This is a genomic window from Bacteroides luhongzhouii (genome assembly GCF_009193295.2).
Taxonomy (GTDB): Bacteria; Bacteroidota; Bacteroidia; order Bacteroidales; family Bacteroidaceae; genus Bacteroides; species Bacteroides luhongzhouii.
This window is the reverse complement of sequence record NZ_CP059973.1, coordinates 4,897,260-4,922,297: the sequence shown is the minus strand read 5'-3', so window position 1 is coordinate 4,922,297 and position 25,038 is coordinate 4,897,260. Positions and strand designations below refer to the sequence as shown.

The window sequence follows — 25,038 nt, the reverse complement described above, 5'->3', positions numbered from 1 at the left end:
TAAAGACCGTATACATCAACCTACTTGAATATATAGTGAATTGGCTTGATTTTAACCGATCACTGCTGTGATATCTTCTACAATTTGTTCATCCGTCAAATGATTGGCACGGAGAAACTCCTGTATATCATATCGGTCAACAAATTCTTTTTTAGCTCCAAAGTTCAGAACTTTCATGTTTGTAGCACCATAATAACGGGCAATCTTTTCACCGAAACCGCCATCCAATACACCGTCTTCCAACGTAATCACTAATTCGTGATCTGCTTTCAGTTCATCCATCAGTTCGTTGTCTACACCGGTGATGTAACGCGGATTGATGAGTGTTGCGTCAATATTGGCTTTTTCTTTCAGAAGTGATGCAACCGACTGTCCCAATCCATAGAACGAACCTAAAGCAAGAATGGCTACTTTTGATCCACGATGCGTTACTTTATAGCGATTGAGAACACTATAATCAGTCTCCACCGGTTCCCCACAAGTAATTACATCTGTTGCCGGTACACGGATTGCAACCGGGTGTTCATTTTGGCGGATACTCCATTCTAGCATAGCAAGATATTCCTCTTTGCAAGTCGGTGCCAGATAAACCATATTAGGAATATTGCTGATGAGCGGAATATCGAAGAAGCAGAGGTGAGTTACATCATTCATTCCGGACAGTGTACCCCAGAATACCAACAAAACAGCCGGGTTATTATTGATACAGAGGTCTTGCGAAAGTTGATCGTATGAACGTTGGATAAATGTACTATACACTCCGTAAACAGGTTTTCCGCCATTGGCTGCGATACCCGAAGCAAGAGCTACTGCGTGTTCTTCTGCAATACCGACATCTACAAACTGCTTACCTGCTTCTTGACGACGGTCCAGTGTAAATCCCAATACAGTGGGAGTGCCCGAAGTGATTGTCACCACACGAGAATCTTCTTTCATCTTTTTCAGCAGATATTGAGCGGTTACTTCGCTGTAATCTTCTTCCTCATAACTGACTTTTGCTTCTCCGGTTTCCAGATTGAATGGAGTGCGCCAGTGGTAAGTCTCTTTATCTTGTTCGGCACGTGCATAACCTTTACCTTTCAAAGTATTGATGTGTACTACTACCGGATGCTGAATATCTTTCACTTTGGAGAATGCTTCAATCAATGCTTGTACGTCGTTACCCTCATTTACATATATATAATCCAGACCCATCGCCTTGAAGAAGTTACATTCGCACTGACCGTTACTGTCACGCAATTCTTTCAGATTCCTGTATAGACCTCCATGATTTTCAGCGATAGACATTTGATTATCATTGACGATAATAATCATGTTGGTGCCAAGTTCTGCAGCATAGTCCAGTCCTTCGAAAGCCTCCCCTCCGCTTAAGGAGCCGTCGCCTATGACAGCTATGATATTTTCATTGCCACCTGTAAGGTCGCGTCCTTTAGCCAATCCGCAGGCCAGACTGACAGAGGTAGAAGTATGACCGATTACAAAGAAGTCGTGTTCGCTTTCTTGTGGTTCGGTATAACCGGACACGAGATCGTATTCTTCCGGATGAAGAAAAGCGTTTTTACGGCCAGTCAGCATCTTGTGTACATAACTTTGGTGCGATACATCGAATACGATTTTATCTTTCGGAGAATTGAATACATAGTGCAAGGCAATCGTTGCTTCCACCATTCCGAAGTTGGGCCCGAAATGCCCGCCATGTTCGCTTAACTTTTGTAGGAGTGACACACGGATTTCATCACTTAACTCGTTTAGCTCTTTTACCGACAGCTTCTTTACATCTGCCGGAGAATAAATATTTTCTAAGTACATATCAAACAGTTTTTCTAAATAATGTTTTTACTTATTTCTTTATGGCACTGCAAAGATACAGCAGGATTTGAAATCTGTTTGTATATGAATTACGGATTGTTTTACCTATATTACAGTTCCCTTATTCGAGTGAACCATATTTTTATGCTAAAATTTGGCTTCTGTATTCATTAGGCGTGCATCCGACGCGTTTTTTGAATAATCTGCAGAGATGTTGCGGGTATTGGAATCCTAACGAATAAGCTATCTGACTTACGGTTTCACATTCTCTAGTTTTATAACTTTATCCATGGCTTTTGGTATTTGGGATCGGTAACAAAGATACAGATAAATGTCCTGTTTTCATAGTAGGGAAATGACTAATCTGTAATTGGGGTTATCATATCCGTAATCCGTCTACAATGGCTTCTTTATATTCTTCCGATCTTTGCCATGTTAAATAAAACTTAATGAAGCAGAGGAAATTAATAAAATTCGGTATTTGAATAGTAAAGAAGTGACAGACACTTCGCTTCCTTCGCTAATCGAAAAAATACATCAGAGAGATATGAAAAAGATACTTGTAATAATGAGTGCGGGCACAAAACTCGACAATACAGACCGACTGACCGATGCATATATTAAAAGATTGGTAGAGCGCAGACATTCTGTGTCAGTGGTTGTACCGGATGCGAGAAACTGGCATGGCAGATTGATAAAGTACATCTTGAAAACGCCCATAAAAAGGGATTGGAATTATAAATAGCATATAGTAACCATGGAACAAAAAAATAAATTAAAACTCAATTCGGGCGGTTTGCTCGTTTTTATCCTTACGGTCGGTGTATTTGGAATTATAAACACCGAAATGGGAGTAGTGGGGATCCTGCCCTTAATAGCCATTACTTTTAATGTTTCCGTACCCCAAGCCGGCTGGACGGTAAGTGTTTTCGCGTTGGTGGTGGCTGCGTCAGCCCCTGTGACTCCTTTATTATTTTCGGGGATCAATCGGAAGAAAGTAATGTTGCTGGCATTGGGATTGTTCACAATAAGTAATGTAATATCCATGCTCACCTCTAATTTCACAGTATTGTTGATTGCTCGGATACTTCCCGCTTTCCTGCATCCGGTATATGTCTCTATGGCTTTTACGGTAGCCGCGGCGTCTGTTAGCAAGGAACAGGCTCCCAAGGCTGTTTCTAAAGTCTTTGTCGGTGTGTCCGCCGGTATGGTGTTGGGCGTTCCGGTGACTAGTTTTATTGCCAGTGAAGTTTCGTTCTCCATGGCGATGTTGTTTTTCACTGTTGTAAACGCATTAGTCTTTGTTGCTACGATTTTGTTTATCCCTTCCATGCCTGTAAAAGAAAAAGTATCTTATGGTGCGCAGCTTTGCGTATTGAAAAAAACAACGATGTGGCATTCAATTATTGCTGTTACCTTGATTAATGGAGCTATGTTCGGATTCTTTAGCTATATGTCGGATTACCTGAAAAAAGTAACGGAGGTCCCATATAATGTGATAAGTGCAGTATTACTTGTATATGGTTTGGCAAATATTGTGGGTAATGTGATAGCGGGGAAGCAGCTGTCAATAAACGCCAGGCGTTCGATTATCTTCATGCCTTTTGCGCTATTGGTTTCATATATCTGTCTGTTCATCGTTGGAGAATGGATTGGAGCTATGGTGATTGTCATTCTTATTTTAGGCGTATTGGCGGGTATAGCAAGTAATAATATGCAATATATGATAACAGATGCCGCTCCCGAAGCTCCGGACTTTGCTAATGGAATGTTTCTGACTTCAGCCAATTTAGGAACAACGATTGGTACAGCTATATGCGGAGCTTTTATTACAGAGATGGGGACACGATATTCTGTTTTTGGATCGTTGCTTTTCCTGATTGCGAGTATTGTATTCGTTTATCTGCGGGTTCGCGTAGCGCATATCCGGAAGCAGGTTAATGTCAATGTTGTAACAGAATAATAAAAAAAATATAATCCGTAATTGGGGTTATTATGTCAGTAATTCATCTACAAACGGTCTCTTTCTTTTATCGTATTTTTGCAATGTAGAAAGTAGACAATCAATTTTTTAATAATTAAAAATAAGAGATATGAAACGGATTTTATTATTAACAACTGTGTTTATGATGATGCTTGGAACTAGTTTTTCTTCTGCACAGACGGATGCAGATAACTTTTATAAAAGTGATTTGGTAAGTGTGGAGAAAGTCTCTTTTTTCAACCAGTATAAAATGAAGGTAGCCGGAAATTTGTTTCTGCCTAAGAATATGAAAGAAGGAGACAAATATCCTGCAATCATTGTCGGACATCCCATGGGAGCCGTCAAGGAACAGAGCGCAAATCTTTATGCAACGAAAATGGCTGAAAGGGGGTTTGTAACACTCTCCATAGACCTGTCTTTTTGGGGTGGGAGTGAAGGCGAGCCGCGCAATGCTGTTTTGCCGGAAGTTTATGCGGAAGACTTTAGTGCCGCAGTTGATTTTTTAGGTACCCGTCCGTTTGTTGACCGGAATCTGATTGGAGTGATCGGAATTTGTGGCAGTGGAAGTTTTGCTATCAGTGCAGTGAAAATAGATCCTCGCCTTAAGGCCATTGCGACAATCAGTATGTACAATATGGGTACGGCTAGCCGTAACGGGCTAAAACACTCATTGACATTGGAACAGAGAAGGCAAATAATGGCTGAAGCGGCAGAACAGCGTTATGCTGAATTTTTAGGTGGAGAAACTAAATATACCGGTGGTACTGTACATCAACTGACAGAAAAGTCCAGTCCGATTGAACGGGAGTTCTATGAGTTCTACCGTACACAAAGAGGAGAATTTACCCCCGACGGAGCAACTCCTATGACCACCACTCATCCTACACTTTCAAGCAATGTGAAATTTATGAATTTCTATCCTTTCGAAGATATTGAGACTATTTCACCCCGCCCTATGCTTTTCATCACCGGTGAAAATGCCCACTCACGTGAATTTAGTGAAGACGCCTACCGATTGGCCGCCGAACCTAAAGAACTATATATAGTACCCGGTGTCGGGCACGTAGATCTTTACGATCGTGTGAGCCTTATTCCATTTGATAAACTGGAATCTTTCTTTAAGGAATATCTAAAGAAATAAGTTTTTAATACTATAAATATGAGATACTATATAATAGCAATTCTTACTATGCTGACATTATCGGTCGGTTCCGCATCATGTAGCGAAGATGAACCCATACAGGGAGCAGGTCAACAAGTGACTCCGGGTAATGGTTCGGGGTCCGGTGATAATGGCAGTAACAATAATCCCGATGATAATGACGACAATAACGATGATACCCCAGTGAGCAATAATCTTAAAATAACAATCGGACCTGTTTCATTCAATGCCACATTGGACAATAATGAGACAGCGAAAGCATTTAAGAGACTACTCCCTATGACAGTGGATATGTCCGAACTGCATGGTAATGAAAAATATTATTATCTGTCGAATGGTTTGCCGACAGCATCATTCAATCCTGGGACTATTCGGACGGGGGACTTGATGCTTTACGGTTCCACTTGTGTGGTACTTTTTTATGAAACCTTTCCCACCTCATATACTTATACCCGTTTAGGACACATAACAAATCCTTCAGGACTAGCCTCTGTCCTTGGTTCAGGAGGCGTAAATGTAACTTTTGAAATAACAGATTAAAGAATAAACTAATGGAACAAATAAGAAATAAAGAATATGGAGGCGAACGTCCTCTGTTCGCGACCCACGACCTTCAACTGGAAGATGTAACAATTCACGCCGGTGAATCTGCATTGAAAGAATGTAGTAATATTATAGCAATCAACTGTCGCTTTGAAGGAAAATATCCTTTTTGGCATACCAACGGATTCATTGTGAAAAACTGTCTCTTTACAGAGGGAGCCCGTGCTGCTCTATGGTACTCTCAAAGTCTGCAAATGGCAGATACCTTGGTAGAAGCACCGAAGATGTTTCGTGAAATGGACGGAATAAAACTCGAAAACGTGCAGTTGCCTAATGCTTTGGAAACGTTTTGGTATTGCCGTAATATAGAGCTGAAGAACGTACAGATTGATAAAGCGGATTACCTTTTTATACACAGTGAGAATATTAAGATACAAAACTATGCCCAAAACGGGAACTATTCGTTCCAATATTGCAAGAATGTAGAAATCCGTAATGCAGTTATCAACTCCAAAGATGCTTTCTGGAATACGGAAAATGTAACAGTCTATGATTCCGAGCTGAACGGAGAATATCTGGGCTGGCATTCTAAAAACTTACGTTTGGTAAATTGCAGGGTTTCGGGGACTCAACCGCTTTGCTACGCACATGATTTGGTGATGGAAAATTGTACGATGGCAGAGGATGCTGACCTTGCTTTTGAACACAGTAGTGTGAAGGCAACGATTAAAAGTCCCGTTCATAGCGTAAAAAATCCTCGTACGGGAAGTATTGTTGCCGAAAGTTTCGGAGCAATCATTTTGGACGAAAATCTTAAATCACCAGGAAATTGCGAATTGAAACTTTGGGACGATCTAACCTGTTTTAATTGAAATATGAAGTATAATTTCGATGAAATTATTCCACGCAGAGGAACGAATTCTTATAAATGGGATTCGGCTGAAGATGCGGATGTATTGCCGATGTGGGTAGCTGATATGGATTTCCGTACGGCTCCCCCTGTCGTGGAGGCACTGAAGAAACGGGTGGAACATGGAATTTTCGGTTATGTACGTGTACCTGATGCATACTACGAGGCAGTTGTAAATTGGTTTGCTCGGCGGCATGCCTGGCAGATGGAAAAAGAATGGATTATTTACACCACCGGTGTTGTGCCGGCAATATCTGCTGTAATTAAAGCATTAACGCTGCCCGGAGATAAAGTAATGGTGCAGACACCTGTATATAACTGTTTTTTCTCCTCTATCCGTAATAACGGATGCGAGATGATTGCCAATCCTTTGGTATATAGAAACAGGGGCTATCAGATTGACTTTGATGATTTGGAGAGGAAAGCTTCAGACCCGAAGGTAAAACTTCTGTTGTTATGTAATCCGCACAATCCTGCCGGAAGAGTGTGGAGCAAGCAAGAGTTAAGGCGGATAGGTGAGATTTGTCTTCGAAATAATGTATTTGTGGTTGCGGATGAGATTCATTGTGAATTGGTATTTCTGGGGCATGAATATACTCCTTTTGCTTCTATATCAGAAGAATTCCTACTGAACTCGGTCACTTTTGTTTCGCCTAGCAAAGCCTTTAATTTGGCAGGACTTCAGATAGCCAATATCATTTCCGCAGATGCAGATGTACGGAGGCGGATAGATAAAGCAATTAATATAAATGAAGTCTGTGATGTGAATCCTTTTGGAGTGGAGGCGTTGATAGCTGCTTATAATGAGGGTGAAGAATGGCTGGAAGAACTTAAAATCTATTTGTTTACGAATTACATCTATTTAAAAGGTTATTTCGAGACCTATCTTCCGGAGTTTCCTGTAATGATGTTGGAAGGTACGTATTTAGTTTGGGTAGATTGTTCGGTTCTGCATCAGGTGTCAGAGGAAATAGTCAAAGACTTGTTGAAGAAAGAAAAACTTTGGGTGAACGAAGGCAGCCTGTATGGAGAGGCTGGTGAAGAATTTATCCGCATCAATATTGCCTGTCCGAGACAGCGGTTGATAGATGGATTAAGCAGATTGAAGCGGGCTTTGAAATAATAAAATAATTGTCAGTTTATTGAGAGATCCCCCTTCTCACTCCTGCTCCTTATTTTCGGGTGTATATCTTGGGCTTTGGGAACGCTATATGCCAAATATCGTTCTTCTCGTGAAGAAAAAGTGAATGCTTTTGCCGGTTCTGCCTGACAGATGCTTTTTGCCAGTGGAATGTTTTGGCTTTGTGCTGTTTATATCATTTCGATAATATAATTCCTTATATTTGTATCAGGATGAATAAACCAATAATTTGAGAAATGAGAACAGAAAAAGAAAAAATGTTGGCGGGAGAAGTTTATGATTGTGCTGATAATGAGTTATTGACCAGATGGCATAAAGCAAAGCAGCTTCAACAGGAGTATAATAATACTCTCACTACTGATGCAGGTAAAATTTCTGATTTATTAGATGAATTAATCGGTTCAAGGGGGGATAATGTCTGGATTAGTGCTCCTTTCTTTGTGGACTATGGTGAGAATATTTATATCGGGAAGAATGTAGAGATTAATATGAATTGCGTTTTTCTTGATTGTAACAAGATTGTTATCGGTGATAATTCGGGGATTGGGCCGGGAGTACATATTTATACTGTTTTTCATTCTACAAAGGCATCGGAAAGAACCTCTGAAAACAGTACTTTTTGGAAGTCACAGACAGCTCCGGTGATTATTGGTAATAATGTGTGGATTGGTGGAGGATGCATTATTCTTCCGGGAGTAACTATTGGCGATAATACAACTATTGGGGCAGGGAGCGTTGTCACAAAGTCTATTCCGGCCAATGTGCTGGCGGTTGGCAATCCGTGTAGAATCCTTAAACAGATAGAGGATTGACGCTTCTTTAATATTCGTATTATCTCGTCAGTAAAAAAGTCACTTGTAATGCTATGTTAAGCACTTCCCATTCATAACGTAAAAAATACCTGAACGGGGAGTATAAGGGAGGAATGTGTTGATCTAATAATGACGCTATATCTTTGTATTTAAGATGTCAGGTTTGCGTGCGGAATTTATTAGGAGTCATCCCGACAATTCGTTTAAACATTCGGCTAAGATGTTGTGGATACTGGAATCCGATTTCGTAGGCAATCTGACTCGTTGTTTTATCCGAAGACAAGAGTTGTTCTTTTGCCAGTTCAATCATTTTATCCTGAATATATTCGGAGACGGTTTTACCAGTTTGCTTACGAATCATATCGCCAAAGTAGTTGGGAGAAAGGAATACTTTGTCGGCAAAGTATTTGACCGATGGCAATCCTAAATGTTGCGGAGCATCTCCTTCAAAATATTCATTGAGCAGATGTTCGAAGCGGACGATAATATCATTGTTAACTTTGTTTCGGGTTTCAAACTGCCGTTCGTAAAAGCGCATACAGTAATCAAGCAGCAATCTGATATTGGTACAGATCAGGCGGCGACTGTGTCTGTCGATAGCATGGTTTAGTTCGATTGCTATTTTTTGCAGGCAATCCATTACTATCTGTCGCTCCTCTTCAGAAAGATGGAGTGCTTCATTGGTTTCGTAAGAGAAGAATGAGTAGTTTTTTATCTCTTGTCCGAGGCTAGTGCCCCGTATGAGGTCGGGATGGAATAGGAGGCCGTGCGCATTGGGCTGAATATTTTGGATCAATTCCAAATCAGTAATTTGCCCGGGGCCAAAACAGACAATGGTTCCGTCTTGATAGTCATAATATTGACGACCGTATTTAATATCACCGCATTTTACATTCTTCAAGAATAGCGCATACACTTCATAGCGAAACCATGCGCGTGTAGGCCATGTGGTGGCCTTGGTGAGATCGATGATGCTGACCAACGGATGTTTGGTTTCAAGCCCGAAGATTTCGTTATAACGATTCACGTTATCTATTACAACCATTTCGTCTTTATAATTCTCTTCCATAGCGTTGTCTGCTTTTAGTAGGTTACAAATATAATTCTTTTTTATCCATAAAATTAGTTCTCCATCTTCAAAATCCATGATTGGGGTATAAATATCCGTAAATCGTCTACATCCGGGGTGGATGATTCCCAGTAATTTTGTAATCGGTAATTTAATACTGAAATTCGAACTATCATAAGTTATCAAGATGAAAAAGTTACTGATTGCTTTTCTATTGTTTGCTGCCGCTATTTCGGCCAGCATCATTAAACCGGTTGAGCGGTTTGCCACCGAAAATAATAAAGTACGGTTGTCTCGCATAACAGTCGATTCGGCACGACTGGAAGAATATAATGCTTATCTGAAGGAAGAAATCGAAGCCTCAATGCGATTAGAACCAGGTGTGCTGGTACTCTATGCCGTAGCGGAGAAAGAACGTCCCCACCATGTGACAATTCTTGAAATTTATCTTGATGAAGCAGCTTATAAAAGCCATATTGCTACGCCTCATTTTCAGAAATATAAAAAAGAAACGCTTGATATGGTGCAGTCGCTCGAACTGGTAGATACCACTCCACTCATTCCCGGGCTGAAGATTAAGTAAATTGAATCAGTAATATTGGTTTCTATATCCGTAATTTGTATCATAAAGAGTTGGAACAGAATAGCTAACTTTGCATTATCAGAGAGTTCATAAATAATAAACCATACGTAGTTATATGAGAAAATTGTTTTTTATTATTGTAACAGCTATCGGAATGATGCAAATCCCGATGCAATCTATAAATGCACAGAATATGAAAAAAGAAGAAGTACCTCAAAACATCAGCGCATTTCCGGTAGGAAAAGCGAATACCGGATTCGAACAATATTTCACGGGTAGATCTTGGCTGGCACCGCTGACTGGTAACAAAGACTTGAATGTACCCATGTCCAACGTTACTTTTGAGCCTGGCTGCCGGAATAATTGGCACAGCCATACGGGTGGACAACTCCTGATTGCCGTCGGCGGTGTGGGATATTATCAGGAACGTGGTAAAGCTGCGCGCCGTTTGCTTCCTGGTGATGTGGTTGAAATTGCTCCGAACATAGAACACTGGCATGGCGCCGCTCCCGATAGTTGGTTCTCACATCTGGCTATCGGATGCAATCCGCAGGCCAACCAGAATACGTGGTTGGAACGAGTGGATGACCAACAGTATGCCGAAGCAACGAAAGATAACGTAGCAATCCTCAAAAACACAATAGATGTTAATTGGCTACTAGGCTTGCGAACTAATTTTTGATATGATATGTTGTTTAAAGTGAATAACGAATTAAAAAATGAACTAGAAAGTTAGACATGGACAAATAAAGCATTTCTAATGATTTAGCAGATAAAACATTACATTTTAAAACTTATGATTATGAGAAAATCGATTATTTTATTAGCCTTGATATTGGGTGGACTTACAGCAAAAGCCCAATCAGTTGTGGAAGGTACAAAAGTTACAGATAATTGGTCTGTAGAAGTGAATGCCGGTGCGATCACTCCCCTTACTCACAGTGCTTTCTTTAAAAATATGCGCCCCGCTTTTGGAGTGGGAGTCTCAAAACAATTAACTCCTATCTTCGGTTTGGGATTTCAGGGAATGGGATATGTTAATACCACTCCGAGTAAAACATCTTTTGATGCTTCGGATGTCAGCTTATTGGGTAAAGTCAATTTGATGAATCTATTTGCAGGTTACACTGGCGAACCTCGTTTGTTTGAGGTGGAAGCTGTTGCAGGAATGGGCTGGTTACATTATTATGTGAATGGTGACGGAGATCAGAACTCCTGGTCTACTCGTTTGGGATTGAACTTCAACTTCAACTTGGGGGAAAGTAAAGCATGGACATTGGGTATTAAGCCTGCCATTGTATATGATATGCAAGGCACTTACCCCGAAACAAAGAGCCGTTTCAATGCCAATAACGCAGGTTTCGAATTGACAGCCGGATTGACATATCACTTTAAGACAAGTAACGGAACACATCATTTTGCTAAAGTGAGAGTGTACAACCAAGCTGAAATTGACGGATTGAACTCTTCCATCAATGCGCTTCGTTCAGAGGTGAACAACAAAGATGGTGAAATCAGCAATGCAAATCAGCGGATCAACGGATTACAGGAAGAACTTGAAGCCTGCCGTACAAAGGTGGTTCCGGTAGAAACAGTAGTGAAAACTGCCCGTGTACCCGAATCTATCATTACTTTCAGACAAGGTAAATCATCGGTTGACGCTTCGCAACTTCCTAATGTGGAACGTGTAGCTTCATACATGAAGAAATATGCCGATGCAAAAGTTGTTATTAAAGGATACGCTTCTCCGGAAGGTAGTGTTGAAGTCAACGCAAGAATCGCTGCTGCTCGTGCAGAGGCTGTAAAGACTATCCTTGTTAATAAATACAAGATTAATGCATCCCGCATTACTGCTGAAGGTCAGGGCGTAGGTGACATGTTTACCGAACCGGATTGGAACCGTGTAAGTATATGTACGATTGAGGATTAAATAGATATATTACATAAATAGAATAACAAAGGCTGCCTTTTGGGCGGCCTTTGTTGTATATACAGGTTTTATAGATAAGCGGCTAATTTTTGAATACCCTGAAAGATTAGTAAACAGATTTCTTTGTACATTACATAAAATAGCTATTTTTGCAAGTATTGTTCATGCGCGTTCTGTGTTGAGTGTGCAAATATCAACTATTAAAAACTGTATTATGAAGAGAGTATTTGTTTTTCAAGATTTTAAATCACAAAAATTCTGGAGTATAGAGGTAGTCGGAACAGATGTTACTGTAAATTATGGTAAGCTGGGGACTGCCGGACAAACACAAGTGAAAAACTTCGCGACTACTGAAGAAGCTGAAAAGGCTGCCGGCAAACTGATTGCAGAGAAGACAAAGAAAGGTTATGTGGAAACTGCCGAAGAAACAGCACGTGAAATGAAAGTGGAAGCTAAGAAATATACATTGAGTTATGATGAGTATGAAAACGATGTGAAGCTTTTGGATAAGATATTGAAAGACAAACATCTCTCTGAATATAAACAAATAACGATTGGCTGTTGGGATTATGAGGGCGAGGACTGCTCGGCTCTGTTGCAAGGTCTCATTGAAAATAAGGACAAGTTTACACAGATAGAAGGTCTGTTTTGGGGGGATATTGAACAAGAAGAACAGGAAATCTCATGGATTGAACAAGCCGATCTTAGTCCGCTGCTCGATAGTATGCCTAAATTGAAGGATCTGAAAATAAAAGGAACAAACAATCTGCGTTTAGGAAGAACTTCACGTCCGGAGTTGCGGTCGTTGGAAATAATCAGTGGTGGTCTGCCTACTGAAGTGGTAGAGGACATTCTTGCTTCTGATTTTCCCAATCTGGAAAAACTGATTCTATATGTTGGTGTGGAAGATTACGGATTTGAAGGTGATATTGAGATATTCCGCCCGCTTTTCTCCAAAGAGCGTTTTCCGAAGCTGACTTATCTGGGGCTTGTTAATTCTGAAGAACAGGATAGTATTGTAGAAATGTTCCTGGAGTCGGATATTCTTCCTCAACTTGAAACCATGGATATTTCGGCTGGTACTCTTAAAGATGAAGGTGCACAGTTATTATTGGATAATATGGATAAGATCGCTCACTTGAAGTTTATCAATATGCGCTATAATTATTTGAGCAAGGACATGAAGAAACAGTTGCAGAATCTTCCTATGAAAATAGACATTGCCGAAACTGAAGAGGCGGATAAATATGATGGTGAATTGTGGTATTATCCGATGATTACAGAATAGGAGATGCAGATAATCGTTGTCAGCAACTCTTTATCCAAACGTATAGAATACTTTGTTGAAGCAGGTAAGCACTTGCAGACAGAAGTTTGTTTTATGACTTATGAGGAACTTTTTGGCTGCTTGCCGCTATTGCGGCAGGCAGTTATCAAACTGGAACCCTGTGTAAGCGATGAAACTGATTTCCTGAAATATGCGCTGTTGAATCAGGCATATAAGGAGACATTGCAACGTTTGAACAAGATGAGCCTGCCTGATGATGTTCGCTTTTTAAATACTCCTGATGCTTTGTTGCGTGCTCTTGATAAAAAGGAAACTAAAGAGGTCCTGATGGACAAAGGGCTGAAAGTGACTCCGATGTTATCATCTCCACACTCTTTCGATGAGTTACGGCAGCTTCTTGCCGATTGTGGGAGAGGATGCTTTTTAAAACCACGTTATGGTTCGGGTGCGGGAGGCATTATGGCGATTCGTTATCAGCCTAACCGGAATAAGTGGGTGGGCTATACTACGCTGCGGCAAGTGGACGGAGTCATTTATAATACCAAACGAATCAATCGTTTGAGCGTGGAAAAAGAGATTGTCCCGTTAGCAGAAGCTGTGATACAAACAGAAGCTATCCTGGAGGAATGGATTCCTAAAGAACAATTGCAAGGAGAAAATTACGATCTTCGGGTAGTGTGCCGGGAATCTGAAATAGATTATATCGTTGTGAGATGCAGTAAAGGAAGTATTACGAACCTGCACCTGAACAACAAGGCGCATTTGTGGAATGAATTGTCTTTATCCGAAGAAGTGCGGCAACAAATCTATTTTCAATGTCAGGAAGCTGCCCAATCCTTGGATTTGTGTTATGCGGGAGTAGATATATTGATAGAAAGAGGGACGGATATTCCTTATATAATAGAAGTCAACGGACAAGGAGACCATGTTTATCAGGATATGTTTGCCCATAATTCTATTTATATTCAACAAATAAAAAACATAAAAAAGAAATATAACCATGCAAATAGATGAACTGCCGGCTGGCGAACAGACCCATCATCCGGATCTGGATATGAATCAGGTAGTGGGTACTCATGATATATTGATGCTTTGCTTTGACACCTTGCGTTATGATGTCAGCAAAGAGGAAGAAGTGGCCGGAAGAACGCCTGTATTGAACAGTCATGGAGGAGAATGGGAGAAAAGACATGCTCCGGGAAATTTTACTTACCCGTCTCATTTTGCCATCTTTGCAGGATTTCTGCCTTCTCCGGCAGAACCTCATTCATTGCGTAGCCGTAAATGGTTGTTTTTCCCCGTGCAGGCGGGTACAGGACGTATTCCGCCTAAAGGAAGTTATCCATTTACAGAAGCAACGTTTGTGCAGAGTCTTGCCAATACAGGCTATGAAACGATTTGTATAGGTGGTGTGAATTTCTTTAGCAAACGTAATGAGTTGGGGCGTGTATTCCCCGGTTACTTTACTAAAAGTTATTGGCTGCCTGCTTTTGGATGCACAGCACCCGATAGTACTGAAAAACAGATTGATTTTGCATTGAAAAAACTAGAAAATTATCCGGAGGACAAGCGGATCTTTATGTATATCAATTTTTCTGCTATTCATTATCCGAACTGTCATTATGTGGAGGGTAAAATGAAAGATGATAAAGAATCACATGCGGCTGCCCTGCAATATATTGACAGTCAGTTACCTCGTTTGTTTCAGGCTTTTCAGAAGCGGGGCAATACGTTGGTGATTGCCCTTTCCGACCATGGCACTTGCTATGGTGAAGATGGGTATGAATATCATTGCATATCTCATGAAACGGTTTATACAGTCCCTTACAAACACTTTATTTTAACGAAAAAATGAATCAACCGCTACCACGATATGTAGACTATATGTATAGCTATCCACATAAAACAGCCTATCGTCCTTTTCCATCCCCGGTTTCGCTGGTTCCTTATATGGAACAGGTGGAAGGGCAGAAGGCATCGCTTTATTTTCATATTCCTTTTTGTAGTCATAAATGTGGATATTGTAACCTGTTTTCTCTACAAACAAATCGTGCGGATTATATCGCGACCTATTTGGAAGCCCTTCACAAGCAGGCACAACAGTTGTCACCTCTTACCACCGGACTGATATTTGATAGTTTCGCTATTGGAGGAGGTACGCCATTGCTCCTCACTGTTTCCCAACTGGAATACTTGTTGGAGACGGCTGCCTTGTTCGGAGTTCATCCTTCACATGCTTTTACTTCCGTAGAGACATCACCGGAGTATGCTGATCCTGCACGTTTGACATTGTTGAAACAAGCAGGAGTGGCTCGTGTAAGTATAGGTATACAAAGTTTTCTCAACGAAGAATTAACAGCTTTGAAAAGACGTCCCCGGCAAGACACGATAAATCAGGCGTTGGAAACTATCGGGAAGATGGAATTTCCTTTTTTTAATATTGACTTGATTTACGGAATCAAAGGACAAACAGTGGATAGTTTTCTCTTTTCCCTGGAGCAGGCTCTTCTGTTTCAGCCTAACGAACTCTTTATCTATCCATTATATGTGCGACAGGGAACAGCTATCACGGAGCGGGAATCTGATGATGTCTGTTTTCAGATGTATTGTGCCGCTCGTGATATGTTGAAAGATAGAGGCTTTCTACAAACTTCGATGCGGCGTTTTGTTCATCATCCGTCTACTGATGCGGAAATCTCATGTGGAGATGAAGTGATGCTTTCGTGTGGTTCCGGTGGACGCAGTTATTTGGGTAATTTGCATTATGCTACCCGGTATACTGTATGTCAGCGCTGTATTGCCGGAGAGATAGATGACTATATGGGCACTGCTGATTTTACAGTAGCTCGTAATGGGTTTATTCTCTCTCAAGAAGAGCGGAGACAACGTTTCATCATTAAAAATCTGATGTATTATATGGGGCTTGATAAAGCCGAATATGAGCGCCGTTTTGGCGAATCATCGGATGATATTCCATTATTCCGGCAATTGGCAGAACGGCAATGGATAGAAAATACAGATAGCCGCATTTGTCTTACTTCCGAAGGAATGGCATATTCTGATTATATTGGTCAGTTATTCATTACTCCTGAAATAAGAGGGCTGATGGAAACTTATTCTTATTGAACGAAATAGAAATGAAAAACGAGGGTTCTTTACTTTCCGTCAAACGTATTTATTATCGTGGTAAATTGAATAGCTGCAATTATAGCTGCTCTTATTGTCCCTTCGGTAAAAAGTCGCATCTGGTAGCCACTACGCAGGATGAACAGGCGTGGAACCGTTTTATTACGGCTATTGAACAATGGAAAGGGGGACCTTTGCAGTTATTTATTATTCCTTACGGTGAAGCATTGATACATCGTTATTATCGGAAAGGGATTATCCATTTAGCAGCGTTGCCACAAGTGGCTGGGATTTCCTGTCAGACTAATCTTTCTTTTTCTGCTAAACAGTGGCTTGATGAAATTCGTATGTCTCCGGCTGTTATAAGTAAGATCAGGCTTTGGGCTAGTTTTCATCCCGAGATGGTGTCGGTAGAGAAATTTGTGGGGCAGATTCATATTCTCCATCATGCAGGAATGGAGGTATGTGCCGGAGCCGTAGGAAATCCGTCTGCAAAAGCGGTACTTAATGATTTGCGGAAGACTCTTTCACCTGACATTTATTTGTTTATTAATGCCATGCAGGGATTAAGTTCACCGTTGAGTCAGGAAGATATTCTGTTTTTTAGGCAATTGGATAATCTCTTTGAATACGACTTGAAGAATGCTCCTGCACAATGGGGCGTTTGTGCAGGAGGAAAAAGCAATTGTTTTGTTGATTGGAAAGGGGATATGTATGCTTGTCCCCGAAGTCGGGTGAAGCTAGGTAATTTTTATCAGGGTGATAGCTCTATACTGCCACTATCTTGTAAGAGAAAGGTTTGTGACTGTTATCTTGCTTTTAGTAACCTGAACAACCACCCTCTGCATAGAATAATGGGTGAAGGGACGTTTTGGCGAATACCGGATAGGCCACTTATTACTACTGTTTTCTTCGATGTGGATGGAACGCTGACTGACGCAGGGGGAAAGGTGCCTGAAAGTTATGCTAATGCATTGCGAGCTATGGCACAGTCGGCTTCATTGTATCTTGCCACTTCTCTGTCGATGGAACAAGCAAGAAGGAAACTGGGGAAGACTCTTTTCGATTTATTCAAGGGAGGAGTGTTCGCAGATGGAGGTTTATTGTCTTATTCGGGTCAGGTCAAGTGTTTGCCAGTGGAAGTGCCGGATATTTATGGAGAATCGGCAAAAGTTACTGTTCATAGTTATGAAGGAGTGGTTTACAAATATAGTATATTGGTGCGTAATAAAGAACAGAGAGAAGATATTCTTGTCCGGTTAAAAGAAAGTCACTGTCAGGTTTTTCATAAAGCTCCACTTATCACAGTGATTCATCATGAAGCAAGTAAGAAGGAGGGACTACTTCAGCTGTGCCAAGCTTTGAGTCTATCTTCTGAACATACTTTAGTTGTAGGAAATTCGTTAAAGGACTGGCCGATGATGTCCGCAGTGTCTCATTCATGTGCCGTCATGAATGCAGAATCATTATTAAAAGAACGGGCGCGTTATACGCTGAATCCGGATCGGTTATTAGCTTTCTTCCGTTTCTCCAACAGAGATTCTATAGATCGGGTTTTATCTATTAAAATTTGATATCTAGCGAGTTATCTCTTTGAAAAAAAACAGCTAAAATTTGGTAGTTATGAAAACAAAGCCCATATTTGCAGCCCTAAAATAGGGACAGGCATAAAAATCCTCATCGGAGGGTGCTATAATAATAATTATAGTGCTGGATAAGATGAATGGTGTAAATCATTCGCTTGTCCGGCACTTTTTTTATGTTGTAACAAATAAGATAAAGAGGAGAAGTATCGAAGAAACTATGAAAGAGTTAGATTTGACACAAGGAAGTGTACCGAAGGTATTGTTGCAGTTTGCAGTACCTTTCCTGATTGCCAATGTGCTCCAGGCACTGTATGGTGGGGCCGACCTTTTCGTTGTAGGACAATATGATGATTCGGCAAGTGTAGCGACCGTGGCTATCGGTAGTCAGGTGATGCAGACAATTACAGGTATTATTCTGGGCATTACCACCGGAACAACGGTGCTAATTGCCATTGCTACCGGAGCTAAAGACAATCGGAAGGTTGCTTTTACCATTGGCTCTTCTGTATGGCTGTTTTCAATTATCGGCGTGCTGCTTACTTTGGTCATGGTGCTTTTTCATGGTCAGATAGCAGAAGTGATGCATACTCCTGCTGAAGCTATGGCAGATACGAAAAGCTATATTCTGGTATGCTCTATGGGCATTCTGTTTATAGTGGGATATAATGTTGTATGTGGTATTCTGCGTGGATTGGGTGATTCTAAGACACCGCTTTATTTTGTAGGTTTGGCATGTGTAATCAATATAGTGCTCGATTTTATACTGGTCGGTTATTTTCATTGGGGAGCTACAGGAGCGGCTATTGCTACTGTCACTGCACAAGGCGTCAGCTTTGGAATAGCACTTTGTTTTTTATATCGGCATGGATTCCACTTTGATTTCTCACGGAAGGATATCCGTTTGAACCGGAATCTGTCTAAAAAGATCATGGTATTGGGAGCGCCTATTGCTTTGCAAGATGCTTTAATCAATGTCTCATTTCTGATTATCACTGTCATTGTGAATCAGATGGGAGTCATTGCGTCTGCTTCTTTAGGTGTTGTTGAGAAAATTATTGTGTTTGCCATGCTGCCTCCGATGGCTATATCGTCGGCTGTAGCAACCATGACTGCACAAAATTACGGGGCGGGACTTATCAAGAGAATGAATAAATGTCTTGCTTCCGGAATAGGGATTGCTCTTGTTTTCGGTGTGTCGGTTTGCGTGTATTCGCAATTCTTGCCGGAGACTCTCACCGCTTTCTTTACGAAAGATACCGCTGTGGTGGCAATGGCGGCAGATTACCTGCGGGGATATAGCATTGACTGTATCATAGTCAGTTTCGTGTTCTGCATTAATTCTTATTTCAGCGGACAAGGGAACTCGTTATTCCCGATGATTCACAGTCTGATAGCCACTTTCCTGTTCCGTATACCATTGTCATACTGGTTCAGTCAGATGGATAGCTCGTCGCTGTTTATCATGGGATTTGCTCCGCCCATTTCAACGGTGGTTTCATTATTGATTTGTATCTGGTATTTGCGATATACCCAAAGGAAATTATACTTGAGAGGCACATTGATGCCTGCTATGTCGAATTAGGTGTTTTTAAGTGACATATATTAACTAAAATCTATTCCTTATCAGATGGTTCATTGACTGTTCAATCTAATTGAGTTTGAAAAGTCCTTGGATTATTTGGTAAGGAATATTATTTTTGTATTCCAAATGAAAAACTCAATACCTCGATATACTTTTTATAAGAATAAGTATGGAAGCGAGCTTTTGGTCGATGTTGTAGAACTGAAATATGTGAAGAGGTTCTTGGCTGAAAGTGCTATTCACACTTTGAATTATTATGATGTTACTTTTATAACAGAAGGTAAAGGCAGTTTTTCAGTCGATAACCAAACCTATGAAGTAACTCCATGTGACGTTCTATTCTCTAAACCGGGAGAAATCCGGAACTGGGATACGTATCATATCATCAATGGTTATGCGCTGATTTTCGAGGAAGAGTTCTTGTCTTCTCTCTTTAAAGATTCTTTGTTTGTACAGCATCTTTCGTTTTTTCAGCTGGAAAGCTTTTCATCAAGACTACATTTGTCGAATGAGCTTTATGCCCGTATACTCCAAATTTTGCATCATATAAAGATGGAGATTGATTCGTATCAGCAAAACGGTGTGCATGTATTGAGAGCGTTGCTTTATGAAGTCCTGATGTTATTGGACCGGGCTTATCTTAAAATGACTTCGATAGAAGAGGGCGGGAGTAGAGAAACGACTAATAATCATGTAAGTAAATTCATGAAATTGGTAAATATCCATTCAAAAGAGCAACATTCGGTTCAGTATTATGCGGATAAACTCTGTATTACTTCAAACTATTTGAATGAGATGGTAACCTCGACAATGGGCTTCAGCGCAAAACAATATATTCAGAATAAAGTGATGGATGAGGCTAAAAGACTGCTCGTTTATACAAACTTCCCCGTATCGGATATTGCTTTTGAACTCTGCTTTTCAACGGTTTCCTATTTTATCCGCAGCTTCCGGCAACATACGGGAGAAACTCCATTATTTTATCGGAAAACACATAAACCGTAAAAAGTACTATTTTCCCCCTTCTTTTTATTACGCCGTTTTTCTTCTATTTTTCTACTTTCGCATCAGATAATAACTAACAATAAAAAATGAAATGATGAAAGATGCAGAAAAAACAGTAGGGAACATGATTGATAAGTTGAAAACAGCTTTTATCGGTTCTATAGACAGGGAGGGATTTCCTAATATCAAGGCAATGTTGCAGCCTAGAAAGAGAGAAGGGATAAAAACGATTTATCTGACAACGAATACTTCATCCATGCGTGTAGCACAATACCGGGAAAACAATCATGCTTGTATTTATTTTTGTGATAACCGCTTCTTTCGGGGAGTAATGTTGCGTGGCACCATGGAAGTTTTGACAGACAGTGCCAGTAAAGAGATGATATGGCAGGAAGGCGATACAATGTATTATCCCGAGGGAGTCACCGATCCCGACTATTGTGTATTGAAATTTACGGCAACTTCCGGTAGGTTTTATAGTAATTTCAAATCGGAGAGCTTTATCGTAGAATAAAACTCATAGTATATAAGAGATACTAAGAGACAGAGCTTTTATAGTCTCAATGTGCTATTTTTAAGATTGTATAAAAGAATAGCGACTTTAAAAACAATGAACCAGTGAATAAACGGCATAAATTAGTGCAATAATATGCGGAAATGCAGGTCTATTTCGCATAAAACTACATACGGTATGCATCTTTTCTTGCTGGCAAAGCGTTCGTTCCTCGGTGAGGAGCGAGGTGTTCCTCGGTGTGCGTCGCTATCTTCCTCACCGGGGAACTTGTTAGTCATCGTTGAGGAAGCTGAAACCGGTCTTTTTGATGGTGCTTTTTCTCTAGTTTGGCATAACTGTTAGAAAGGATAGGAATAATAAAAAGAACGGTTTATCTTAGTATTTTATATTGAATGGTGAATGAATAATGGAAAATAGCTGCTATTTGGATGATATATGTCCCAAATGATAACAAGAAAGAACTTTCTCCCGACAGATGCCGGGCTTTTTTCTATTTTTCTTAAATCGTTATACTATTGTCTCTCTTCCTGATTGCTTAAATATTCCTTTTTTAAGAATGGTCATTCTTTCATTCATTTTATGCTCCCGGACAGAATCCGTTTTTATAAAACAGATAACTTTCCTCTATCGCATCGGCAGTATCAGCTTCTAATGCATATAATATTTCTTTGCAAAATTCCAGTTGCCCGGTTCCGTTGGCAGTTACAATATTTTCGTCTCTTACAGCTTGTTCATTGATATAGTTCGAATCGCCTGTATATTTATCCCCAGCATATTGTTTTAGATAATTGAGCGTATTGCTGGTATGCTTTACCTCATTAAGGAAACCGTGCATACCCAGAAAAACAGAAGCATTACATATTCCGGCAACTAATTTCTTTTCTTTAATAGCTTTTTCTACAAGTGGAACTATCAATTCAGCTTCAGGTGAGAACCAGTTCATACCGCCAATTAACACCAGCCCCGCATAATCTTCTGCCATATCTTTTAGCCCATAATCAGGCAGCACTCTGAATCCGCCTATTGAACTTACAGGTTCTTGGGTTATTGATAGGGTTTTCACTTTATAACTAATAGGATTTCCGGGCTTGACTCCCTGATTCAAACAGGTAGCTATATATGCGCCTTCCCAGTCGGCGAACCCTTCTAAAATTACAAATATTACTTCTTTCATATATGATTCTAATTTTTAGTGAGTACAAAGGTGTGATATTTAATTGACTTTTGTAGTAGTAATTGTGGTAAAATCTCGAATAATACAATTAAAATATGATTATTCAATTTACAATAGGAAACTTTTTATCATTCAAAGAGCAATGATGAAGGGCGTGAAGTAAAAACTATAACTTTTCCATTCAGGAAAAATGAATTGGAAGGTACAATACCTTATGGGGGGAGTGCGATACGCTCGGAAAAGAAATGACTCAATTAACGGAAGATAAATTTTTTGTCCGTACTGGGACTGTCAATACACAAACAGGTAAACTTGTCGTCGCAGGTTATTATGATACAAACAATAATAACAAGTATGACAAAACAGATAAGGATGAAATCTTAATCTATGATTTGAAAACCTTGAAGTTAGCTTCGAGAATATGACTTCTGGCTAGATAGCCAACTGTGTACAAAGTAGAAAAGTGAAATAAAAAAAGCTCTGTAATCATTGAATTACAGAGCTTTTTCTTTGTTTCGCTTTCTTAAGAAGCGGTGCGTACGGAAGATGAACCTTAGTTTTATTCTTCAAGTACTCAATATCTTAGCAAGCTCTTAATTCTTTCTCCCACTAATAACCCCACGTGTGCAATTCTTTAGATTGCTTGGTGTTGCGGTGGTTGTTTGAGTTAGGGCAAAGATACAACAAAAATGCAAAGACATCATTATTTTCAGAAAAATAGTTTTAGATGAATATTGTATGCCATTTCATTATTTGTATCTTTGTCTATAAACATCTATAGCCTATGAAACCAGAAAAAACAGCCCCAGTATTAGCAATTACTCCCAACGAGCAAATTTTCTTGCCTAAATGCTATCATAGAATTCAAGATATTTGTGCTGTAATATATGACCAATTAACGGAAATATATAAAGAAAAAAATTATCAGGACTTATATCATACAGAGTCAATTTTAGATGGAAGCGAGACTGGAATGGACGAACTGAATAAGAATAAAATTCATGCAATCGACTGGCTTACATGGAATAATAAAAACAAAGATTTAGAATTAATCTTGACTAAACATATAATACTTTCTATAACGTCGGATTTTATCAATTTTGTTTTTGAATCTTTATATTGTGCAAAAAGAGGAAAAATAACAGTTGCCTATGCATTAATTCGTAAACCCTTTACAGATGAATTACTAATATTAGAACAGTTACTATATAATCGTTCTGATTTTATATATAGATTTTTTCATTCAGATACTGTTGAAACGTATGACCCAAGTAGTAAAAATATAAACAAAGTGGATGTTATTAAGAATGCAGTAGATTGCCTAACAAATCCTTTATTTGACGCTGATTTTGTTCACGATTTACGTTATAACAAATTATGCGAATATGGGATTAATGGGATTTCTAATCATGCTTTACATATTGTTACTAAAGATAAGAATTATCGAACAGAACCACAAAATTTTAATTTTGTTTTTTCTCAAGAAGAAGATTTTGCTCTATATTACAAACAGTATTATTGGGTAGTCCCATATATACTTATATATGCAGTAGATATTATTGACAAGTTGATATTCTCAATATTAAAAGACACCGATAATCAAAACTTAAGCATTGTAAAAAGGCTAAGAAGAACAATAGGTTTTTCCTTATTTACAGAGAGTTATCTTCGCACAAAAAAAGATTCTATTTTCATATTATTCAATAAGAAAATACGATTTACCTGTCCTATCTGTAAAAATAAGTACTTTCTAAAACGGGATGATTATGAATTCTTTTTTGAAACAGAAGCAATATTATGTCCTAAATGTAATAATGATAATCTAACCATTGAGAATATACAAAAAATTAAAAATATTATAGGACTCTAACGATACAATATTGAATATTATGTCCGAAAGTATTCCACAGTTCTATAAAAGAATCCAGCGTTGTGACCCTCAACTGGGTACAACCTACTCTAAGGAGAACCCATATTTCAATGTTCTTTCCCGACAATGTAATTTTGGGACAGTACAATTCAGTTATAGAGATTTTTATAAAGTCACATTGATTATTGGTGTGGGAAAACTATATTATGCAGATAAATGGATTTTAGTAAATCGTCCTGCTATGTTATTTTCTAATCCTTTAGTCCCTTATGCTTGGGAATCAATTAGTGAAGAACAGAAAGGTATGTTCTGCATATTCAATGAGCAGTTTGTTCAGTCAGAAGAAAAGAATGGCTCTTTGGCTAATACACCATTATTCAAAGTTACTGGAGATAAGGTTTTCTTCTTGAATGACGCACAAGTTGCCAAAGTCATGGATATATACACACAAATGCAGGAAGAAAACCAGTCAGACTATGCAAACAAACATGATGTTTTACGTTGTTATCTTCATTTGTTGATACATACAGCTTTAAAAATGCAGGAGTCTAATAAATATGAATCACATCCGAATGCTTCGCAACGTATTACTGAATTATTTATAGAATTATTGGATAGACAATTTCCTGTTGATTATCCACATTCAGTATTAAGTTTGCGCACTCCTGCCGATTATGCAAACCGTTTGTCTATACACGTTAATCATTTAAATAAAGTGGTAAAAGATACTACTGGAAAAACTACCTCTACAATAATTGCGGAAAGAATAATCAAAGAATGTACCCAGTATTTATTACATAGTAATTTTTCTATTTCAGAAATTGCTTATAGCTTGGGATTTGAAAATATGGCCTATTTCAGTAAATTCTATCGTAAGCACACAGGAAAATCGCCAAGCGAAATTAGAGAACAACAATTATTTGATTTGTGCAAATGATGCTTTGAATAGT

At 39.4% G+C, this 25,038-nt stretch carries 22 protein-coding genes and 3 pseudogenes; 21 read left to right on the top strand and 4 right to left on the bottom strand.

Annotated features, from left to right (window positions below):
* Window positions 1-51 precede the first annotated feature (51 nt).
* Together GD631_RS18750 and GD631_RS18745 are read right to left on the bottom strand one after the other, a co-directional pair.
* Window positions 52-1,809 (bottom strand): 1-deoxy-D-xylulose-5-phosphate synthase, encoded by a 1,758-nt coding sequence (locus tag GD631_RS18750; RefSeq protein WP_143259659.1) that lies wholly within the window; start codon window positions 1,807-1,809, stop codon window positions 52-54.
* A 142-nt stretch (window positions 1,810-1,951) separates the two neighbouring features.
* Window positions 1,952-2,071: pseudogene (locus GD631_RS18745) on the bottom strand (helix-turn-helix domain-containing protein); the annotation flags it as partial.
* A 285-nt stretch (window positions 2,072-2,356) separates the two neighbouring features.
* Here GD631_RS18745 and GD631_RS22225 point away from each other — a divergent pair.
* The 8 genes and pseudogenes from GD631_RS22225 to GD631_RS18710 all read left to right on the top strand — a co-directional run bounded on the left by GD631_RS22225 (window position 2,357) and on the right by GD631_RS18710 (window position 8,361).
* Window positions 2,357-2,554: a hypothetical protein gene (locus tag GD631_RS22225; RefSeq protein WP_223225956.1), complete on the top strand. Its 198-nt coding sequence runs from the start codon at window positions 2,357-2,359 to the stop codon at window positions 2,552-2,554.
* Between the two features lie 12 nt (window positions 2,555-2,566).
* Entirely contained in the window at window positions 2,567-3,772 is a 1,206-nt protein-coding gene (locus GD631_RS18735; RefSeq protein WP_143259661.1) for an MFS transporter, read from the top strand.
* A 130-nt stretch (window positions 3,773-3,902) separates the two neighbouring features.
* A complete protein-coding gene (locus GD631_RS18730) occupies window positions 3,903-4,934 on the top strand; it encodes an alpha/beta hydrolase (protein ID WP_143259663.1) in 1,032 nt (343 codons plus the stop codon).
* Window positions 4,935-4,952: 18 nt separating this feature from the next.
* Window positions 4,953-5,495, top strand: coding sequence for a cyclophilin-like fold protein (locus GD631_RS18725; protein ID WP_244983344.1), 543 nt, complete (start codon window positions 4,953-4,955; stop codon window positions 5,493-5,495).
* Between the two features lie 11 nt (window positions 5,496-5,506).
* Complete coding sequence (locus GD631_RS18720) at window positions 5,507-6,370, top strand: DUF3737 family protein (RefSeq protein WP_143259665.1); 864 nt, start codon at window positions 5,507-5,509, stop codon at window positions 6,368-6,370.
* 3 nt (window positions 6,371-6,373) lie between these two features.
* The gene (locus GD631_RS18715; RefSeq protein WP_143259667.1) at window positions 6,374-7,531 is read left to right on the top strand and encodes a MalY/PatB family protein; all 1,158 of its coding nucleotides are present in this window, start codon (window positions 6,374-6,376) and stop codon (window positions 7,529-7,531) included.
* Window positions 7,532-7,570: 39 nt separating this feature from the next.
* Window positions 7,571-7,675, top strand: a pseudogene (locus tag GD631_RS22355) (EamA family transporter); the annotation flags it as partial.
* Window positions 7,676-7,785: 110 nt separating this feature from the next.
* A complete protein-coding gene (locus tag GD631_RS18710; RefSeq protein WP_055235299.1) occupies window positions 7,786-8,361 on the top strand; it encodes a sugar O-acetyltransferase in 576 nt (191 codons plus the stop codon).
* A gap of 157 nt (window positions 8,362-8,518) precedes the next feature.
* On the opposite strand, the gene GD631_RS18705 is transcribed toward GD631_RS18710, so the two are convergent.
* Window positions 8,519-9,430, bottom strand: coding sequence for a helix-turn-helix domain-containing protein (locus tag GD631_RS18705; RefSeq protein ID WP_143259669.1), 912 nt, complete (start codon window positions 9,428-9,430; stop codon window positions 8,519-8,521).
* Between the two features lie 187 nt (window positions 9,431-9,617).
* On the opposite strand from GD631_RS18705, the gene GD631_RS18700 reads away from it, so the two are divergent.
* The 11 genes and pseudogenes from GD631_RS18700 to GD631_RS18650 all read left to right on the top strand — a co-directional run bounded on the left by GD631_RS18700 (window position 9,618) and on the right by GD631_RS18650 (window position 21,044).
* Complete coding sequence (locus tag GD631_RS18700; protein WP_143259671.1) at window positions 9,618-10,013, top strand: putative quinol monooxygenase; 396 nt, start codon at window positions 9,618-9,620, stop codon at window positions 10,011-10,013.
* Between the two features lie 115 nt (window positions 10,014-10,128).
* Window positions 10,129-10,641: pseudogene (locus tag GD631_RS18695) on the top strand (cupin domain-containing protein); the annotation flags it as partial.
* Between the two features lie 168 nt (window positions 10,642-10,809).
* Complete coding sequence (locus tag GD631_RS18690; RefSeq protein WP_185911511.1) at window positions 10,810-11,943, top strand: OmpA family protein; 1,134 nt, start codon at window positions 10,810-10,812, stop codon at window positions 11,941-11,943.
* Window positions 11,944-12,157: 214 nt separating this feature from the next.
* Entirely contained in the window at window positions 12,158-13,231 is a 1,074-nt protein-coding gene (locus tag GD631_RS18685; RefSeq protein WP_143259675.1) for an STM4015 family protein, read from the top strand.
* A gap of 3 nt (window positions 13,232-13,234) precedes the next feature.
* Entirely contained in the window at window positions 13,235-14,245 is a 1,011-nt protein-coding gene (locus tag GD631_RS18680) for an STM4014 family protein (protein WP_143259677.1), read from the top strand.
* Window positions 14,232-15,086: an STM4013/SEN3800 family hydrolase gene (locus GD631_RS18675; RefSeq protein WP_143259679.1), complete on the top strand. Its 855-nt coding sequence runs from the start codon at window positions 14,232-14,234 to the stop codon at window positions 15,084-15,086. Before GD631_RS18680 ends, GD631_RS18675 begins: the two co-directional genes overlap by 14 nt.
* Window positions 15,083-16,357, top strand: coding sequence for an STM4012 family radical SAM protein (locus tag GD631_RS18670; protein ID WP_143259681.1), 1,275 nt, complete (start codon window positions 15,083-15,085; stop codon window positions 16,355-16,357). The genes GD631_RS18675 and GD631_RS18670 overlap by 4 nt, the downstream gene beginning before the upstream one ends.
* An 11-nt stretch (window positions 16,358-16,368) precedes the next feature.
* The gene (locus GD631_RS18665; protein WP_143259683.1) at window positions 16,369-17,931 is read left to right on the top strand and encodes an STM4011 family radical SAM protein; all 1,563 of its coding nucleotides are present in this window, start codon (window positions 16,369-16,371) and stop codon (window positions 17,929-17,931) included.
* A 229-nt stretch (window positions 17,932-18,160) separates the two neighbouring features.
* Window positions 18,161-19,525 (top strand): MATE family efflux transporter, encoded by a 1,365-nt coding sequence (locus GD631_RS18660; RefSeq protein ID WP_143259685.1) that lies wholly within the window; start codon window positions 18,161-18,163, stop codon window positions 19,523-19,525.
* 126 nt (window positions 19,526-19,651) lie between these two features.
* A complete protein-coding gene (locus tag GD631_RS18655; RefSeq protein WP_143259687.1) occupies window positions 19,652-20,530 on the top strand; it encodes an AraC family transcriptional regulator in 879 nt (292 codons plus the stop codon).
* A 91-nt stretch (window positions 20,531-20,621) separates the two neighbouring features.
* Entirely contained in the window at window positions 20,622-21,044 is a 423-nt protein-coding gene (locus GD631_RS18650; protein ID WP_185911510.1) for a pyridoxamine 5'-phosphate oxidase family protein, read from the top strand.
* Between the two features lie 577 nt (window positions 21,045-21,621).
* On the opposite strand, the gene GD631_RS18645 is transcribed toward GD631_RS18650, so the two are convergent.
* Complete coding sequence (locus GD631_RS18645; RefSeq protein WP_004317740.1) at window positions 21,622-22,218, bottom strand: type 1 glutamine amidotransferase family protein; 597 nt, start codon at window positions 22,216-22,218, stop codon at window positions 21,622-21,624.
* Between the two features lie 784 nt (window positions 22,219-23,002).
* On the opposite strand from GD631_RS18645, the gene GD631_RS18640 reads away from it, so the two are divergent.
* Entirely contained in the window at window positions 23,003-24,088 is a 1,086-nt protein-coding gene (locus GD631_RS18640) for a hypothetical protein (protein WP_102408105.1), read from the top strand.
* A 19-nt stretch (window positions 24,089-24,107) separates the two neighbouring features.
* Complete coding sequence (locus tag GD631_RS18635; protein WP_143259691.1) at window positions 24,108-25,025, top strand: helix-turn-helix domain-containing protein; 918 nt, start codon at window positions 24,108-24,110, stop codon at window positions 25,023-25,025.
* The last annotated feature ends 13 nt before the right edge of the window (window positions 25,026-25,038 follow it).

Excerpts from the sequence above, each read along its gene's own strand:
- GD631_RS18750 (WP_143259659.1), bottom strand. The coding sequence starts at position 1,809 with ATGTACTTAGAAAATATTTATTCTCCGGCAGATGTAAAGAAGCTGTCG.
- GD631_RS22225 (WP_223225956.1), top strand. The coding sequence starts at position 2,357 with ATGAAAAAGATACTTGTAATAATGAGTGCGGGCACAAAACTCGACAAT.
- GD631_RS18735 (WP_143259661.1), top strand. The coding sequence starts at position 2,567 with ATGGAACAAAAAAATAAATTAAAACTCAATTCGGGCGGTTTGCTCGTT.
- GD631_RS18730 (WP_143259663.1), top strand. The coding sequence starts at position 3,903 with ATGAAACGGATTTTATTATTAACAACTGTGTTTATGATGATGCTTGGA.
- GD631_RS18725 (WP_244983344.1), top strand. The coding sequence starts at position 4,953 with ATGAGATACTATATAATAGCAATTCTTACTATGCTGACATTATCGGTC.
- GD631_RS18720 (WP_143259665.1), top strand. The coding sequence starts at position 5,507 with ATGGAACAAATAAGAAATAAAGAATATGGAGGCGAACGTCCTCTGTTC.
- GD631_RS18715 (WP_143259667.1), top strand. The coding sequence starts at position 6,374 with ATGAAGTATAATTTCGATGAAATTATTCCACGCAGAGGAACGAATTCT.
- GD631_RS18710 (WP_055235299.1), top strand. The coding sequence starts at position 7,786 with ATGAGAACAGAAAAAGAAAAAATGTTGGCGGGAGAAGTTTATGATTGT.
- GD631_RS18705 (WP_143259669.1), bottom strand. The coding sequence starts at position 9,430 with ATGGAAGAGAATTATAAAGACGAAATGGTTGTAATAGATAACGTGAAT.
- GD631_RS18700 (WP_143259671.1), top strand. The coding sequence starts at position 9,618 with ATGAAAAAGTTACTGATTGCTTTTCTATTGTTTGCTGCCGCTATTTCG.
- GD631_RS18690 (WP_185911511.1), top strand. The coding sequence starts at position 10,810 with ATGATTATGAGAAAATCGATTATTTTATTAGCCTTGATATTGGGTGGA.
- GD631_RS18685 (WP_143259675.1), top strand. The coding sequence starts at position 12,158 with ATGAAGAGAGTATTTGTTTTTCAAGATTTTAAATCACAAAAATTCTGG.
- GD631_RS18680 (WP_143259677.1), top strand. The coding sequence starts at position 13,235 with ATGCAGATAATCGTTGTCAGCAACTCTTTATCCAAACGTATAGAATAC.
- GD631_RS18675 (WP_143259679.1), top strand. The coding sequence starts at position 14,232 with ATGCAAATAGATGAACTGCCGGCTGGCGAACAGACCCATCATCCGGAT.
- GD631_RS18670 (WP_143259681.1), top strand. The coding sequence starts at position 15,083 with ATGAATCAACCGCTACCACGATATGTAGACTATATGTATAGCTATCCA.
- GD631_RS18665 (WP_143259683.1), top strand. The coding sequence starts at position 16,369 with ATGAAAAACGAGGGTTCTTTACTTTCCGTCAAACGTATTTATTATCGT.
- GD631_RS18660 (WP_143259685.1), top strand. The coding sequence starts at position 18,161 with ATGAAAGAGTTAGATTTGACACAAGGAAGTGTACCGAAGGTATTGTTG.
- GD631_RS18655 (WP_143259687.1), top strand. The coding sequence starts at position 19,652 with ATGAAAAACTCAATACCTCGATATACTTTTTATAAGAATAAGTATGGA.
- GD631_RS18650 (WP_185911510.1), top strand. The coding sequence starts at position 20,622 with ATGATGAAAGATGCAGAAAAAACAGTAGGGAACATGATTGATAAGTTG.
- GD631_RS18645 (WP_004317740.1), bottom strand. The coding sequence starts at position 22,218 with ATGAAAGAAGTAATATTTGTAATTTTAGAAGGGTTCGCCGACTGGGAA.
- GD631_RS18640 (WP_102408105.1), top strand. The coding sequence starts at position 23,003 with ATGAAACCAGAAAAAACAGCCCCAGTATTAGCAATTACTCCCAACGAG.
- GD631_RS18635 (WP_143259691.1), top strand. The coding sequence starts at position 24,108 with ATGTCCGAAAGTATTCCACAGTTCTATAAAAGAATCCAGCGTTGTGAC.